The organism is Bacillus sp. HMA207, assembly GCF_003402455.1.
Lineage (GTDB): Bacteria > Bacillota > Bacilli > Bacillales > Bacillaceae_G > Bacillus_A > Bacillus_A cereus.
The window spans coordinates 2,156,344-2,172,317 of the sequence record NZ_BEZT01000001.1 but is presented as its reverse complement, the minus strand read 5'-3'; the positions used below and the strand labels follow the sequence as shown (position 1 = coordinate 2,172,317).

Below are 15,974 nucleotides of genomic sequence, written 5' to 3'. Positions count from 1 at the left end.
TTCTTTTATTTTATAAAGAAATGGGGTGACAGTATGAGTTCTTTTACATTTAACAACATACGCAAAAATTTTGTTCAAATAGAAAAGGGATGGAAAAGACCAGCGTGGGCACCGGTGAAAAGGAATTTTCTAAGTGTCCCAGGATATACAGGAGCAAGACTATTAAACACCCAAACGGAAATGCGTGTTTTATCTATTCCTGTAGGAATTATAGTTCCTGAGGGTTCAGATTTGGAAACTATGAAAGAAGAAATTGCAGAATGGTTAATCACAGGCCAACCAGCAGAACTTATTTTTGATATGGAACCAAATAGAACATATTTAGCAGTTGTGGAAGATAGCTTTGATCCAGATGAATTTGTAACACTTGGAATAGGGACAATTAAGTTCATTTGTCCAATGCCATATAAATTAGGCCCTACTCGAACAGTAGATTTTCAAACAGGTGCAAGCGGGTTAATAGCAAATGTTCAAAACAAAGGCAGTGTAGAATCCAATCCAATTATAGAAGTTGAAGTAACGAATCCTTCCACATTTCTTGATGTATGGAATGGAGACAATTATTTTCGTATCGGATGGCCGCTTAGCGTAAATCAGATACCTGTCGAAAGAAATCAGCGGGTAATGTGGGATGAAATGTCTACCACTATAGGATGGACGGATGTTCCGAATGCAGAAGATATGGTAGGGGGCGGGGCTTTTAAAGTGGATGCAGGCTCACGCCTAGTTCCGGTTTATTTAGGTGAAACAAATATAAAAGGATGGCATGGTTGCATAGCTAAAAAGAACATCCCACAAGGCCCACTACAAGATTTTATTATGCAGGCGTATGTTGGGTTAAGAAGCTCTCACCCCGATCAAATGGGGCGTGTTGAAATAGGTTTATTAAATGAAAATAGCGACTATGTAGCTCGTATTTCTATGAATGATGTTCATTGGCAAGCAGAACAGAATACAGGGTTCGCTAAGCTTGGTAACAAAAAGAAACCAAACGGCGAGCGAGTGCTTATAAATGAACCTGGAGATCATCCTACTACATGGAATCAATATCGTGGTCGATTATGGTTAGCACGTACCGGCAATAGGTGGGAAGCTTATATTTCTAAGTTTTTATGGAATACCGAAAAGGATGATTCAGAGCGCTTTGTCGTGTGGGAAGATGAAAACAATATGAATATGGACAAAGTGGCACAAGTTCAAATAAGCATCAGTCAATTTTCAGATAACATGTTTTGTACAGACATGAGCATTGATGACTTGAAAATTTGGAAAGTTAATATGAATACCCAAGATAATCCGCCTTATATTTTTGATGTTGGCGATAAAGTAGTTATTGATACCGAGCGAAGCCTTGTATCAATCAATGGTAAAAAAGCTATAAATTTAAAAGATATATTCAGCGATTATCCCGTTATTCAAAAAGGAACGAACAAACTTGAGATTATGCCTTCTGATGTAGGGATAGCCAAAATAACGTATAGGGAGCGATTTAGATGAGAACACCAAGCGGAACATTACATGTTGTTGATTTTAAAACGAGTCAAATCGTTTCTAATATACAAACAAAAGATTATTGGGATGATAAACGACATTGGGAAATTAAGAACAACATAGATACATTAGAATTTAAAGTGTTTGATAATACAGAACATGCAGCTACACTCATGCAGCAAAATTTAGTATTAAAAGAAGTGCGTGACGGGCGTATCGTTCCATATGTTATTACTGAAACCGAAAAGGATTCTAATGATAGATCAGTCATTGCTTATGCATCTGGTGAATGGATTCAACTTGCGAAAGCTGGCATTATTACTCCACAGAAGGTGGAAGGTAAAACAGTAAATGAGTTTATTGATATGGCTCTTGTAGGTACGAAATGGAAAAGAGGAAGAACAGAATACGCTGGTTTCCACACAATGACAATTGATGAATTCATAGATCCACTGAAATTTTTAAAAGATATCGCTTCTTTGTTCGAGTTAGAAATCCAATACCGTGCTGAAGTAGTTGGTTCCCAAATTGTCAGTCGCTATGTGGACATGGTAAAGAAACGCGGTCAAGAAACAAGGAAAGAAGTAACACTTGGCAAAGATTTAGTGGGAATTAAACGTGTTGAGAACTCACAAAACATTTGTACAGCATTGCTTGGTTTCTCCAAAAAAGAAGGGGAAGGGTTTATTACAATCACCGACATAAATGACGGTATGCCTTATCTTGTGGACAGTGATGCTTTCCAACGATGGAACGAACGTGGTCAACATAAATTTGGCTTTTATACACCAGAAACAGAAGGCGATATAACACCGAAACGTTTAATGACTCTTATGAAAACAGAATTAGCCAAACGGATAAATTCCTCTATTTCTTACGATGTTCAAGCACAAAGTATAGGTCGTGTATTCGGATTAGCTCACGAGCTGATTAATGAAGGGGACACAATCCGAATTAAAGATACAGGTTTTACTCCTGAACTATATCTAGAAGCTCGTGCAATCGCTGGCGATGAGTCATTTACAGACCCTTCACAAGATAAATATGTATTTGGTGATTATCGTGAAATGACTGATCCGAATGAAGAAATGCGAAAACTCTACAATAGAGTACTTGCTTCTTTGGGTAATAAAGCCAATAAAGAATTATTGGAACAACTAGAAAAATTAGCAGAGGAAGCAAAAGGGACAGCCGAACAAGCTCAAAAAGAATCTCAAACAGCCAAGAAACTTGCTGAAAAGGTCCAGGAAAACCTAAAAAATAATACGGTAAATATCATTGAAGCTAAAAATCCACCGACCGATAATCTTATAGTAGGTAAAACATTATGGCGAGATATTAGCAATGGTAAACCTGGTATTTTAAAAGTGTGGAACGGTAAAGATTGGGAGCTCCTTATTCCTGATGTGGAAGCAATTAAGAACGATACGTTGGAGCATGTGACAAAAGAGATTAATGCTAGTGCAGAAAAGCTAGATGCTAGGGTTAAAGAAGCTGAAACGAAAGCGGATAATTTACAAAAAGACTTCGATGCTGTTAAAGGGGAACAAGAAAGAGTCAGTCAGGTAACTAAGACGCTTGAAGAAAGTGACAAGGGAACAAAAGAGACAATCAAAAGTTTACAAGGTACTCAAGAAAGTATGAGCCGAACGATTGTTGAAACTTCAAAAGGTGTCGAAGGATTAAAAAATACTGTATCTGATATCAAAAAAGATCAAAGCGGAATTACCGATCGTGTAGTAAAGACAGAACAAAATATTAACGGTATATCCAGTTCAATCGAGCAAATCAACAAAACGTCATCGCAAACAATCCAAAAGTTAAATCAAGTGGAACAAGATGCAAATGGAACAAAGCAAACCATCGAACGAATCGAAAATAATGTGAATAACCTTGATGGTGATGTTATTAACCTTGTAAGAGGAACTAAGACGTTAACAGCTAACGAAGAATTATCTTTAAAAGGTGCTCACTTATCTGTTATTAAGGACACGTACAATGGGAATGCTATCGCGCAAACAGATACAGAATGGCAAGGTATCGCCGTAAAACCCAGTGAATTAATTAAGCGTGGGAAAATAAAAATTGGCGACACTGTAACATTTTCTGTAACAGCTAGAATGATAGGCGGGGAATCTACACAAGTATTCTTTCCTAACAGTGCTGGTAAAACAACAGTTAATGGAGAATGGAAAAGGGTTTCAGTAACAATTCTAGTCGGATCTGATGCCACTGATCCCAATATTGTATATAGATTCGAAGCTGAATCAATACCTAAAGGTGCTTTATACCAACAAACTTCACCTATGCTATCCCTAACTAAAAAAGTTTATCCGTGGAGACCTGCGCCTGAAGATCAGGCAGACAGTAACGATTTTATCAAAGTCACAACTGAAATAAAGGCGCAAGCAGGTAAAATTAGCGAGAAGTTAACAAGTGTAGAAAAGAACTTCAATGAACAAGAAATTGGAGTACGTAATTTAATATCAGATACGAAATATTGGGAAACGACGCAATTATCTTCAAATTCAGCTTATGGAGTATTTAAGAATAACTTAAATCAAATCTTTAGTGAATTAGTAGACAAAACCGTAACTTTTAGCTTCGATGTAAAAATTATAACAACGGATAAAACGGCAGGTCGCGTTCAGTTTTATGGCGAAAACGGTTCGCCTAAATATACATTCGTTAGACAAATATTCACAGGAATTACGGACCAATTCCAACGAGTTACGTACACTACAAAAATTACAGAACAGCTTAATAACACAGGACAAGCGAGACTGGAATTTTGGGGAATAGATGCTAAAACAACAAAAATCATTATTCAAAATTTTAAACTTGAAAAAGGAAATAAAGCTACTGGATGGACACCAGCGCCTGAAGATCAAGTAACAACCGATGAATTCACCAAGAGAACAACCGAAATTGAAAAAAGTGTGGATGGTATAAAAGAAAATATAACTAAGGTTGAACAAAATCAAACGGGATTTGATAAACGAGTAACAACAGTAGAGAAAAACGCAGATAGTATTTCACAAAGCGTCGGTAAAGTACAAGAAATACAAACTCAGCAAGGGAAGACGCTTAGTGAGGCTACTTCAAAGATAGAACAACATAGTAAAGCATTGGAATTGCAATTAAAAATGAAAGATGTTGAAGATTACGTTGGTGGAATTGGTAACCAAACGGTTTTACGCAATGTCTTGTGGAAGAACGACACGAAATATTGGCAATTAACTTCAAACGCAGCAAGAGATACACAAGTTACTTATAAGGGATGCAATTCACTTAGTGTAATTACTACAGGTAATGCGAGCAATTTGTATAAAGGAGCATCGCACGATTATATAAACGCTGGTCCTGGATGGAATTATGTTTTCTCTGCTTACTTTTATACAGATAACAAAGCTAGTATAGATGCTGGAGCTGCTATCGAGCTCCAATGTTACGATGTAAACAATAAAATGATTAAAAGTTACTTGCAAGAAATAACTATTTCACAAGGCACATGGATTCGTACACATGTGGTAGGGCTATTAATCGAAGGCACAAAAAAAGTTAAAGTGCTGTTTTGGGTTCGTAAAAATGGTCGTCTATGGATGGCACAACCCATGCTACAAATTGGTGATAAACCTTCTTCATTTATGGAGAACCCTGTTGATATTGTAGATAAAGATAAAATCATGGAAGAATTGACCGATAAGATAGCAACTGAAGATTACACTAAAAAAGTTACAGAATTAGAAAGAGGTATTAGTGCTAATGAAAAAGGCGTTTCAATCATCTCTGAAAAACAAGAAACATTTATAAATGAGACTTATAATGCCTATGTAAAGAAAACGGAATCAAGGTTAGAAGTGTTAGACGAAGGAATTATAGCGCAGATTTTAAAGGACGGCATTGTCACTGCCATCAATATGTCCCCTGGCAAAATTACAATTAATGCTGCAAAACTAGATATTAACGCAGACACAATGGTGCAATGGTTAACCGCAAAGGGTATTGATACGAATCTTATCAAAGTTAATGGCGATAAAATTACCATCGATAAAAACGGCGTTACTGTTAAAATGTTAGACTTCCTTTTTGAAGATGAATGGGGAACGAAAACAACCGTTATGCCAAAACGAAATTTAATAGCAGATCACGATTTTTCTAGTGTTCCAAAATTGAACATAGGTAACCAAAATTATCAGGGGTTTGGTACTGGGTATGGTCTACCTTGGAAAGTACAAGGAAACGGTGTAGTGATAGAAAATAACACTTTTATATTTAACTATGAACAAATGGTAAATGCAGTCCGGGTTGACACGTATAATTATCCAGAAACAAAAGTTCAAAACGGGATTCATCCAGGAAACTCTTATACATTATCAGCCCATTATAGAACCGCACAGATTAATGGTGTACGCGTAACAGCAAAACCACGATTGCAGGTATGCTTTGTTACGCCATTGGATGAAGTGAGTTATAAAATTTGGCACGAAATATATAAAGATTTTCCAGAGCCATCTACATTTTATGGTGAAATTAGAAGGTATAATTTCACATTTACCGTTCCTAACAATTACAATCCACAAGAACATATGATTGTAGTTAAAGTTACAGCTGCAAATGCACAAGTTTCTGCGGGTAGAGCTGTTTGTGTTTCAGGGATAACATTGGTTAGTGGTAACTATGCTTGCATGTATAACTGGGATCGTGCGGCAGCAGAAAGGGCTGATGGTCTTCAACCGTTTAATAGAATTGCTATAGGCAGCGTAAATAACAACATAGGTCCAGGTGCTCATGGGCAGACCTTTGATATAAGTACAGAAAAGGATGTATTCATAAATCAATCTATTCTAACGCAGGGAATAAATTTAGGGCGTAATAAAATGGGCCAAGCTGGATCCATTCGTTTCTTTGATGGCGGTCAAGGCTATGGGTTTTATTTTATGGGAATGGGAGGACAATGGTACAAGCTACCTAACGTTTAGGAGGAAAATATATGGATGATTACAAAGACTTACAAGGTTATCCCTTACAAGCGGGGCAAGGCGCTCCGTTTGCTGGTAGGTTAGTAGATTCAGAAAGAAACGAAAACGGAGTATTTGTGCGAATTCCTTTTGATATGCTAAACAATGCCGGTTTATATGGTGCGAATAAAGTAGAGGTGTGGGGGGAAACGGATGGCACGATATATTTCCGTATTGCAACAAGATGCGAAATATGTAAACGTGGAGCTCGTCTGTACGCACTGGATATGGGGTTTGCGAAAAAGAATATTTGTTTAGAGTGTTATACATCACTTACAGGGAATTATCCATCTCAAGAACCGCCAACACCAACCAATGAAAATAACACACAAACAGAGCAAGAGCAGCAATAGCTGGTCTTTTTTATTATGAAAAGGAGGAAAGAATGTGGATCGTATTGATGTATTACTGAAAACATTTATAGCTACTTTTGGTGGCTTCTGTGGGTATTTCTTGGGAGGATGGGATGCAACATTGAAAGTTCTAGTAATCATGGCAGCTATCGACTATATCACAGGAGTAGTCGCAGCAGGATATAACGGAGAGCTAAAAAGTAAAGTTGGCTTCAAAGGCATCGCCAAAAAGGTGGTGCTTTTTCTTTTGGTTGGAGTGGCGACCCAGCTAGATGTGGCACTTGGAAGCAATAGTGCTATTCGAGAAGCAACAATTTTCTTCTTCATGGGTAATGAATTACTTTCACTTTTAGAAAATGCTGGTCGAATGGGTATTCCGTTGCCACAAGCTTTAACAAATGCAGTTGAAATTTTAGGTGGTAAACAAAAACAAGAAGAGAAAAAGGGAGATGTTCAATAATGGAAATTAGAAAAAATTTAGTTGATGCAAGCAAATATGGTACTAAGTGCCCTTATACAATGAATCCAGAATTCATTACTGTCCACAATACTTATAACGATGCTACAGCAGCAAATGAAGTAGCATATATGATTCGTAATGATAATCAAGTCTCGTTTCATATTGCGGTAGATGATAAAGAAGCTGTACAAGGAATTCCTTTAGAACGTAATGCTTGGCATTGCGGTGATGGTGGTGGTAACGGAAATCGTAAATCTATTGGAGTTGAAATCTGTTACTCTTTAAGTGGTGGAGATCGATATTATAAAGCAGAAGATAATGCAGCTATCGTTGTAGCTCAACTAATGAAACAGTACAATATTCCAATTAGTAAAGTTCGCACACATCAATCATGGAGTGGAAAGTATTGTCCTCATCGTATGTTAGCAGAAGGACGTTGGAATAGCTTTATTGAAAGAGTCCAAAATGCATATAACGGAAGTAATAATCCAGTAATGCAAAAACCTACTCCACCTTCAATTGATGGTACAAAAGTTGCTTATATTAACGGCGATAACGTGAATTTACGAAAAGGACCTGGAACTGGATATGCAGTTATTCGTAAGTTAGGTAAAGGGGAATGCTACCAAGTATGGGGTGAGTCAAATGGGTGGTTAAACTTGGGTGGTGATCAGTGGGTATATAATGATTCATCATACATTCGTTATACAGGAGAAAATGCAACAGCACCTTCTAAATCTTCAAATGATGGCATCGGTGTAGTAACTATTACTGCTGATGTGTTACGCGTTCGTACTGGTCCAGGAACTAACTATGGCATCGTGAAAAATGTGTACCAAGGTGAAAAATATCAAGCGTGGGGATATAGTGACGGTTGGTATAATGTTGGCGGCGATCAATGGATTTCTAGTGAATATGTAAAGTTTGAAAAGTAAAACATACTATGTAACAGCAAATGAAGCCTATGTGTATGTAAAGTAATTAAAAAGCTGAAAATAATTAGTCAGCTTTTTAATTACTATAATCTAGTATCTATCTAAAAACATTAATTTTCTGAATTTTCAATAAAAATGATTAGATTATACCAACTTAATGATAATGATTAAAGAGACTACTATAGAACCCAAACATTAATAGAAGAAAGACATATACAGGTATTATGAGTTTGAAAATTTTGTAAACTCTAAAATCTTATAAAAAGAGGAGCATAAAACATGAGCGAACAATGTCCAATTAATGTACCATGTCAGGTAGCAGGGCAAACCCAAACACCATTAAGTGATGAGACTGCAACACCAATTGTTACTCCAGGAGCACCCATTGTAAAGATTCCAGTTGTATTAGCTGAAAGAACGCTTCAAATTGTTGTAGAGTCCGATATTTCATTAGAGCCTCCAGCAGTTGAAATTAAACGCATATTAAAAAACGTATTTTTAACACAATGTAAGTTAGTGCCTGTAGCATTTGTACCAGTACCAGGTACACCTTACCGACGAGTTACAAGAGCAAAATTATTTGTACAAGGCTATATTCGTAAAAATATTGAATATGCAAATAACGAGTGTAATGGAGTTCTATACGATCGTATTGCAAATGTTCCATTTTCTGGTTTTGCAGATCTGACAGAAGGTGATTTTCTATCATTAGCTTTAGTAGCTTCTTCTTCGGACACTACTTCTCATTTTATAAATCCTAAAAACGGTGATTTACCACGTCTAGACAAATATTTCTTTGAAAATGCAGTTTTTTATAACGAACAACCATATTGTGAATTAGTAAGCGCTCAATTTTTTGAATTAGACTTTTCACCTTGTTCTACAGAGCTAAACGAACCATTTGATACGCTTCGTGAAAAAATTGTACTAGATCTTACTTTAAAAGTTTTACAAGTACAACAAGTACAAGTAGCACTATAAAAATAAAAAGAAATTGTCTTTTTAACAAAGACAATTTCTTTTTATTTTTATACAACATATATAATGATGAAATGGTCACATACAAAAAACAAATTTTTTGAATTTCATCAGACGGGGGGATGGTGATGAAAAATCCATGGATTGGTAAGGGAATATGGGATGAAATTTACAAGTATAAAAACCTGAATATACAAGATAATTCACACGAAAAAAGAGGTAAAAAAGAAGAAGTACCACCTGAATTAAAGGAAGAAGGTCAAGCGACTGGATCACAAATAGGGCCTTTAATACGCTCACTGGTGGTCAAAACACCATTTTCTATTTTTTCAGAAGTAAATAGTTTTAAAATATTTCCAAAAATAAATGTAAAAAATCAAGAAGCATTTGTATTTAGGAATGAAAAAGGTGTAGAAGGGCGTGAATTAGATTGTAAGTTATTAAATACAGTGCAACAATATCATTCGGATAGTTATTGTAAATTAGTTTCTTTAAATCTTCATGAGAAGAGAGTTCATTTTGAATTATATAACAAAAAAAATAAAGGGAATAAAGAAGAGAATAAGGTAGAGGCATCTTCATGGATTCCTATTCACAGTATAATATTAGAGAGTGAAAATGGGGAAGACGTAAATAATTTTATTACAGCGAAACTACCAATAGAAATAGGAAGATATAAAGGTGAAATTAGTTTACGAGAAAAGGTTGTATTTAAAGAAAAAGTCATAGGAATAAAAGAGGTTGAACAGGAGATTATTTTGACAAAAACCGAATTTTTAATACCAAAGGTAAAAAAGAATGGGCAAAATACACTTACAGTTGAAAAAGGGAGCTTATTGGTAGAAGGGTATATATATCAATGTATTCAATACATATCAGAACAAAGTACACTTCATGATAATGAGCATCAGTTAATACAAAATATTGTATTGGAGTTAATCATTCAAGTAATACAAGAACAAGAAGTACAAGTGCGAATTAAATAAAAATAATTATATTCCCTCGATTAGCTGATTATTTTTATTCGTAGTGTATCGATGGGGATTCTTTTGTAAATCATTCAGTGCTGCAAACTAATTGTTAAATGGTTTATCCTTGATAAATTCAATTTTACATTGTTACTAAATAGTATGAATCTCCTCTGGTTTATGTTTTAAAAAAGTGCTAACAAGTTTGCAAACGAACTTGCTAACACTTATACAGAATAGACATAAATTATCGCCGATATGTCGTCTTTGAAAATAGCTTTAATCAGTTACATCATACTTATACGAAATGCTCATAAAAACAGTCTTAATATCAAGAATATAATCATCCAGATATTCCTTTACTTTTAAGACGAAAACGAGGCATGATATTGATTTCTACCTCAGAGTTTGCGTCAAATAATAAAAAAATACGGTTTGTAAAACTAAAAATACAACAAGCTACAACCGGCATGAAATGGATTAAGATATTTAGAAATTTAAAAGATGATTTTCAAATAGGGGGAGAGGTGGATTTAGACCATATTCTCCAATATCCGAAAGATTATATTGTAGGGGAAAATAAAAGGGTGTTATTTCCATACAATGAGAGAATTTATAAAGTTCGAGGTACTAAAATAGAACCGGGTATAACAGTAAAGGAAAGAGAGTATTTATTTAAAGAATTTCAGCGTAAATTCTCTTATTTCACAATACTTCCAGAATGTAAAAAGGTAGCAACAAATAACAAAAATGAATTATTTCCTTTATTTGCACCAAAAGGATTAGAGACATTAACATTAGAAGTTTGGTCTGAAAATATAGCGCTGGAAATAGAACAAGCATTACTTGATAGCAAAATTGTTTTGACTAAAGTTGGTGAAAATTCTTATGTATTGAATACAGATTTTCCGGTGTTATTAAAGATTGTGAGATACAATATTGAAAAGGTGTTACAAAATCCATATAAAATGCAATATTGCCAAAAATATAAAACAAATCTTGTAGATGATGTTAAGAAAGCTGTCTATGCTACCGCGGGTGAGCGCAGTGATGCGACATTAGCATTAATCGCAATGAAAAATTGTGATGGACGCGAAAAAATTGATCCAAAACAAATCATTAGAGAGGGATTTGCAAGAACAAACCGTATTTCAACATTTATTAATTTATTTATAGGACAAAATGTATCTCGTAAAACAATTGTAAATAGTGTTTTTAGTCTATTAGAACAAAAAGGATTTTTGAAGCGTAGTTGGAATAAGATAAATTTACCTTGTACATATGTTAGTTTATCAATTGAACGAATATCGAAATTCGATTTCTTACCTATTTTTTCAAAAATAAAAGGAAAAGAAATTTTATATAAATTATATGGGAGTACAGAGTGGCAAACGATTGATTACGTATTATTAAATATAAATAAACATAATGCATTTTTACCACAACCATCAAAGAGAAATGATATGGGGGCTCTTTTTAAACAATATGTTTTCGAAACATTAGTGGAAATTGTACAATATGCAAAAGAACAAAATGAACAAGTTTACTTCATTGTAGATGCAAATTTGAGAAAATATTGGATAAAAGAGTTACAAAATAAAGAAATTAATATAGATATTTTACCTGATATTGTTCCAGAGGTCTTAAAGGTTCCAAATTTAAATATTATTAGAATAAATACAGGTTTTGATGTACCAAGTTACGGTGTAATAGAGCGGGATGATGCTCTAGATAGCATTGGCTTATATGCAGATCAAAAAGGGATGTATTATAGCACTGGTGAATATTCACTTAATTGTAGTGGGATTTTTCAGCGATATATACTTGAAATTTTACCATTGGGTGTAAAACCTGTAGAAAGGGATTATATCGCTAAAATGATACATTACATGTGCTGTAATTCTAGTATGCTTTCGAAAAAGAATGTACACATGACATATTCCGTACATATGGAAAAAGTAATGAAGACTTATATTACTGACATAGATGCAAGAGAGTTTAAAGAATTTGATGATGAATTGGATGTAGATGTAGTAAAGGTAGAAAAGAAAGATTCAATTACTCTACTTTAAATACTAGTAAACAAATCCTGCTCGTTATATCGATCAGGATTTGTCATTTTTTTATGTAAATAAGGATATCCTTTGTCAAGTATCTTTTCGTTTACATATTTACTTTATGTGCAGACAGGATTAATATGTTTTTTAGAAATACAAAAACTATATCATATGGAAAAAGATTTTTATTAATTGAAAAAATTTGAAAGGAATGGGGAATTGTGAAGAAATTAGATGTGCTCTTAATGCTATTGAGCGGCCTCTTTCCAATTGCAGGACTTACAAAGCAAATCCCTCTAGAACAATCTATATATATTGGAGGGCTTTTATTTTTTACTAGTTTCGGTAGTTATTTTGCTAAAAAGATGTATTCACGTATATGCAGCTGGATAGCGTATGCGCCATTTATAACATTACTGTTAGTTATTTGGCATCAGGATATTTCAACAAGTTCAATCATAACAAATGCAAAAATTGCTGCATGTGTCGCGTTAATTCCATGTTTATTCCGTTTTCGTACATATGGACTTACTTTGGGCTTATTCTCATTATGGGCCGCTTTACTATGGGATATAAAAGAAGTACAGTCGTTAGTCATACTTGAACGCATAACGAGTTTAATGACAAGCCATTATGTATATATATTACTATTAATTGGAGGACTTGTAGTAGGAGGATTACTTGCGATGTTCATTCACCGCAAAGAGAAAGATAATAATAAAGAAAATATAAATCTACTTGGACCAAAAAAGAAACGCAAAAGATTATCAATTAAGATTAGACTTCCAAGATTGCCGAAATTAAAGATGAAACTATTTAAGTTTGGTGGGAAAGAATCTAAAAGTAAAATGGCAGAAAAGAACCATGAGTATAAGTACGATGAACCAGTTGCAACATATGAAATGACAGAGCAAATAGATCCATACAAAGAAAATGCAGTTCAAGGTCAAACAAGGATGGAACGCCGAAGAAATAGGTATAATGCATAATGAAGTTTAATAACCCCGTAATGACTTATCTTAATATTGATAAATCATTACGGTTTTTTTATGTAATGAAATGAAGGTTGCTATTGCGGAGGGGAACAGCATATTTTATAGGTAGGAACCAAAATGAAATAAGGGGAGGATAAAATGCTTATCATTACATATATATCTGCTTGTATATTATTCTTAGTTAGCTTTTTACATGTATATTGGGCTTTCGGAGGTAATTGGGGGACAAATAGTGTTATTCCAACTAAATCAGGGGAAAAGGCGTTTACACCTCGCGCCGGAATGACATTGTTCATTGCATTATTATTAAGTATGGCAGCAATAATTTTGTTGCAACAAGCAAATATTGTTCATTTTGCAGTTCCTAATGTTATTATTCAAGTCGGTTCCTGGATTTGTATGATCGTCTTTTCTATTAGAGTAATTGGTGAATTTAACTATTTTGGTATCTTTAAACGCCAAAAAGATACGCACTTTGCAAGAATGGATACCGGTTTATATATTCCACTTTGTGCATTTTTATCTTTATCTTTTTTATTAGCAATAATTTTGTGAGTGAATAATAGTAGTTTCCGTTCTCAAAATATATGTAAACGTGAGAAATCTAAGAGTAAATAAAAAGGATGTAAGCGCCTTCTTGTCGAAAGGTAAATTATTATGAAAGGCGGTGACACTATGAAGTATGTAAAAGTTAGTATGAATGGTGGAAGTGAACATAAATTCTCAATGACTTTAGATCGGTTTGAAGAACTTATTACTACAGAGAATGGGATATTAGAAAATAAATTAGTATGTATTGAAAATGTAATGATTAATCCTACTAATATATCTTCTGTAGTTGAAAAAATTGGTGTACCGGCTAAGTTTATGGAAGCTTAAAATCGTTAGATAAAAAACATCCATTGAGGATGTTTTTTAATTTATAAATATGAAATTGTACAGTGAATATTTGAGTATATTTTTTAGCAATGACTATGCATATATTAAGTACCTGAACATGGTGCTTAATACATGCACGAAATAATAAGTACAAGCATATATTATGTAGTAGGACAAGATCTTCGTGTCCTACTTAATACTCAGAAAAAACCTCTAATCACATAAGAGCAGCCAATTGCAGGGTGCTCTTATTTTTTTATGAAAATCTACTATGAGCCTTATTTTATAGTAGGATGCAATAATAAAGGTCTATTTTGAAATAGTGTTTTTTAGCCTTTAATTTTAAATTTATCTTTAACGTTAATAAATATTAAAAATAATATGATAGCAGAAATTAAGTTAGATAAGTAGAAATTTTGATGAAACAGTAGTTCAAAGATGACATCGAAAGTAACGAATAAGGCAATAGCAGGTAGTATGCAAATAAATATAAATCTCCAATTTTTTAAGTAATGTTTATAATTTGTAAGTACTTTATCCATAAATATAGCTCCTATATTTTTGTTTTTATATAATTATACATTTAGATACAGGGATTTTCAAAGTAAAAATATTTAGCAATTCAAAAATATAAGGGGAGCTTTTGTTGAAAATCCAGATTGCTGTAGTAATCTGAATTTGACTTTAAAGAACTATACTAAAATGATACACTATAATCTACGTTATTTTTGAAATGAATAGAGGGATTTGTGTGATAGATAAAATTAAAAATGCTGTAGAGGATATGTACGAAGATGAGGCTAAAGGTTTACTTCAAAGTATTCTCATACAGTTAAACTTATTAAAAGAAAACTATAGTGAAGATACAATTAAAAATTTGATGGATATTCCGAAACAATTAACAAGTAATCCTACTTATAAAAGGAATGTAAAAGAAAGTACGCACGTACATATTGCTTTTGATGATTCAACGGCTGGTTGCTTGAAATATATGTTAAGTCAAGAAGAATTATTTGAAGAGAGTGTTGTTGCTTTTTCGGAATTCTTTTCAATTGGACCGATATATAAGTTGCATACGAATGAGGGGCAACTAGCAAGACAGAAGTGGTTAATAAATAACTTAACTGCATATGATAGTTATTTTGAAGAAGAATATTTATTAAGATTTATAGCAACTATAGAAGAACTACATACTATTCCTGTTGAAACGCCTATTACAATTTGGAGGGCTGATAATGCACATGAACATGTAGGTCTAAGTTTTATAATAGCACAATTAAAGGATAAGAAAAACATTCGAATAATTAATACGTCTGAAGCAAGCAGAGAAATATTAAAACAAGAGTATGATATTCGTGGAACGGGAGAATTACCACCTGAAAGTTTAGCTCTATTCCAAAAAAGTTTTATAAAGTTACCTTATTTAACTGAAGAGAAGCGCATGAAGTTTGAACATGAGTGGAATAGATTATCGGAAAGCATAGAATGTTTAAGAGTGTGGAAAGAAAATGAAGTGCATTCTGTACAGGAAGATTATTTTGATCAATTTATAATTGAATGCGCGAAAAGTGTGGGTGCTGATCGAGAGTTCCTCAAAGCTCCTAGAGTAATTGGTGAAGCACTTGGTCTTGTTGAACAATTGGTTGGAGATACTTTCTTAGAATATCGCTTGAAACAATTAATTAAACAAGAAGTATTTGAATTTGAAGGTTCGTTAGATGAAATGCGTTTTTATAGTGTGAAGTTAAGGAGATGATAAAAATATTCTATTTTTAAAAAACTCGTATTTTTAATAATACGAGTTTTTTAAGTTGAATTTGGGCTATACATAAGCTTC

Annotated in this window: 13 protein-coding genes; 12 read left to right on the top strand and 1 reads right to left on the bottom strand. The window is 33.8% G+C overall.

Annotated elements, in window-relative coordinates:
- Positions 1-33: 33 nt before the first annotated feature.
- The 11 genes from HMAS_RS11380 (at position 34) to HMAS_RS11325 (ending at position 14,137) form a co-directional block, all read left to right on the top strand.
- On the top strand, positions 34-1,497 hold the full coding sequence (locus HMAS_RS11380) for a distal tail protein Dit (RefSeq protein ID WP_116344824.1): 1,464 nt from the start codon (positions 34-36) through the stop codon (positions 1,495-1,497).
- Positions 1,494-6,473: a phage tail spike protein gene (locus HMAS_RS11375; RefSeq protein WP_116344823.1), complete on the top strand. Its 4,980-nt coding sequence runs from the start codon at positions 1,494-1,496 to the stop codon at positions 6,471-6,473. Before HMAS_RS11380 ends, HMAS_RS11375 begins: the two co-directional genes overlap by 4 nt.
- An 11-nt stretch (positions 6,474-6,484) precedes the next feature.
- Complete coding sequence (locus tag HMAS_RS11370) at positions 6,485-6,865, top strand: hypothetical protein (protein WP_086385679.1); 381 nt, start codon at positions 6,485-6,487, stop codon at positions 6,863-6,865.
- 34 nt (positions 6,866-6,899) lie between these two features.
- A complete protein-coding gene (locus HMAS_RS11365) occupies positions 6,900-7,325 on the top strand; it encodes a phage holin family protein (protein WP_000373890.1) in 426 nt (141 codons plus the stop codon).
- Positions 7,325-8,260 (top strand): N-acetylmuramoyl-L-alanine amidase, encoded by a 936-nt coding sequence (locus HMAS_RS11360; RefSeq protein WP_116344822.1) that lies wholly within the window; start codon positions 7,325-7,327, stop codon positions 8,258-8,260. Before HMAS_RS11365 ends, HMAS_RS11360 begins: the two co-directional genes overlap by 1 nt.
- 279 nt (positions 8,261-8,539) lie before the next feature.
- Positions 8,540-9,241 carry a CsxC family protein gene (locus HMAS_RS11355; protein ID WP_001294984.1) on the top strand — a complete coding sequence of 234 codons (702 nt, stop codon included), beginning with the start codon at positions 8,540-8,542 and terminating at the stop codon, positions 9,239-9,241.
- Between the two features lie 125 nt (positions 9,242-9,366).
- Positions 9,367-10,224: a BC_2427 family protein gene (locus HMAS_RS11345; RefSeq protein ID WP_116344821.1), complete on the top strand. Its 858-nt coding sequence runs from the start codon at positions 9,367-9,369 to the stop codon at positions 10,222-10,224.
- Positions 10,225-10,595: 371 nt separating this feature from the next.
- On the top strand, positions 10,596-12,278 hold the full coding sequence (locus HMAS_RS11340; protein ID WP_116344820.1) for an RNaseH domain-containing protein: 1,683 nt from the start codon (positions 10,596-10,598) through the stop codon (positions 12,276-12,278).
- A 206-nt stretch (positions 12,279-12,484) separates the two neighbouring features.
- Positions 12,485-13,252 (top strand): DUF3959 family protein, encoded by a 768-nt coding sequence (locus HMAS_RS11335; RefSeq protein ID WP_044307542.1) that lies wholly within the window; start codon positions 12,485-12,487, stop codon positions 13,250-13,252.
- Positions 13,253-13,396: 144 nt separating this feature from the next.
- Complete coding sequence (locus tag HMAS_RS11330) at positions 13,397-13,813, top strand: DUF3995 domain-containing protein (protein ID WP_000905571.1); 417 nt, start codon at positions 13,397-13,399, stop codon at positions 13,811-13,813.
- 120 nt (positions 13,814-13,933) lie between these two features.
- Entirely contained in the window at positions 13,934-14,137 is a 204-nt protein-coding gene (locus HMAS_RS11325) for a hypothetical protein (protein ID WP_000878369.1), read from the top strand.
- 329 nt (positions 14,138-14,466) lie between these two features.
- Here the strand turns inward: HMAS_RS11325 and HMAS_RS11320 are convergent, their stop codons facing one another.
- The gene (locus tag HMAS_RS11320) at positions 14,467-14,679 is read right to left on the bottom strand and encodes a hypothetical protein (protein ID WP_000362067.1); all 213 of its coding nucleotides are present in this window, start codon (positions 14,677-14,679) and stop codon (positions 14,467-14,469) included.
- Positions 14,680-14,888: 209 nt separating this feature from the next.
- Here HMAS_RS11320 and HMAS_RS11315 point away from each other — a divergent pair, with 209 nt between their 5' ends.
- Positions 14,889-15,893 (top strand): DUF1835 domain-containing protein, encoded by a 1,005-nt coding sequence (locus HMAS_RS11315; RefSeq protein WP_025710280.1) that lies wholly within the window; start codon positions 14,889-14,891, stop codon positions 15,891-15,893.
- Positions 15,894-15,974: the final 81 nt, after the last annotated feature.

What these genes read in the sequence shown, in the direction of transcription:
- HMAS_RS11380 (WP_116344824.1), top strand. Translation starts at nt 34, where the DNA reads ATGAGTTCTTTTACATTTAACAACATACGCAAAAATTTTGTTCAAATA.
- HMAS_RS11360 (WP_116344822.1), top strand. Translation starts at nt 7,325, where the DNA reads ATGGAAATTAGAAAAAATTTAGTTGATGCAAGCAAATATGGTACTAAG.
- HMAS_RS11330 (WP_000905571.1), top strand. Translation starts at nt 13,397, where the DNA reads ATGCTTATCATTACATATATATCTGCTTGTATATTATTCTTAGTTAGC.
- HMAS_RS11345 (WP_116344821.1), top strand. Translation starts at nt 9,367, where the DNA reads ATGAAAAATCCATGGATTGGTAAGGGAATATGGGATGAAATTTACAAG.
- HMAS_RS11375 (WP_116344823.1), top strand. Translation starts at nt 1,494, where the DNA reads ATGAGAACACCAAGCGGAACATTACATGTTGTTGATTTTAAAACGAGT.
- HMAS_RS11325 (WP_000878369.1), top strand. Translation starts at nt 13,934, where the DNA reads ATGAAGTATGTAAAAGTTAGTATGAATGGTGGAAGTGAACATAAATTC.
- HMAS_RS11320 (WP_000362067.1), bottom strand. Translation starts at nt 14,679, where the DNA reads ATGGATAAAGTACTTACAAATTATAAACATTACTTAAAAAATTGGAGA.
- HMAS_RS11355 (WP_001294984.1), top strand. Translation starts at nt 8,540, where the DNA reads ATGAGCGAACAATGTCCAATTAATGTACCATGTCAGGTAGCAGGGCAA.
- HMAS_RS11370 (WP_086385679.1), top strand. Translation starts at nt 6,485, where the DNA reads ATGGATGATTACAAAGACTTACAAGGTTATCCCTTACAAGCGGGGCAA.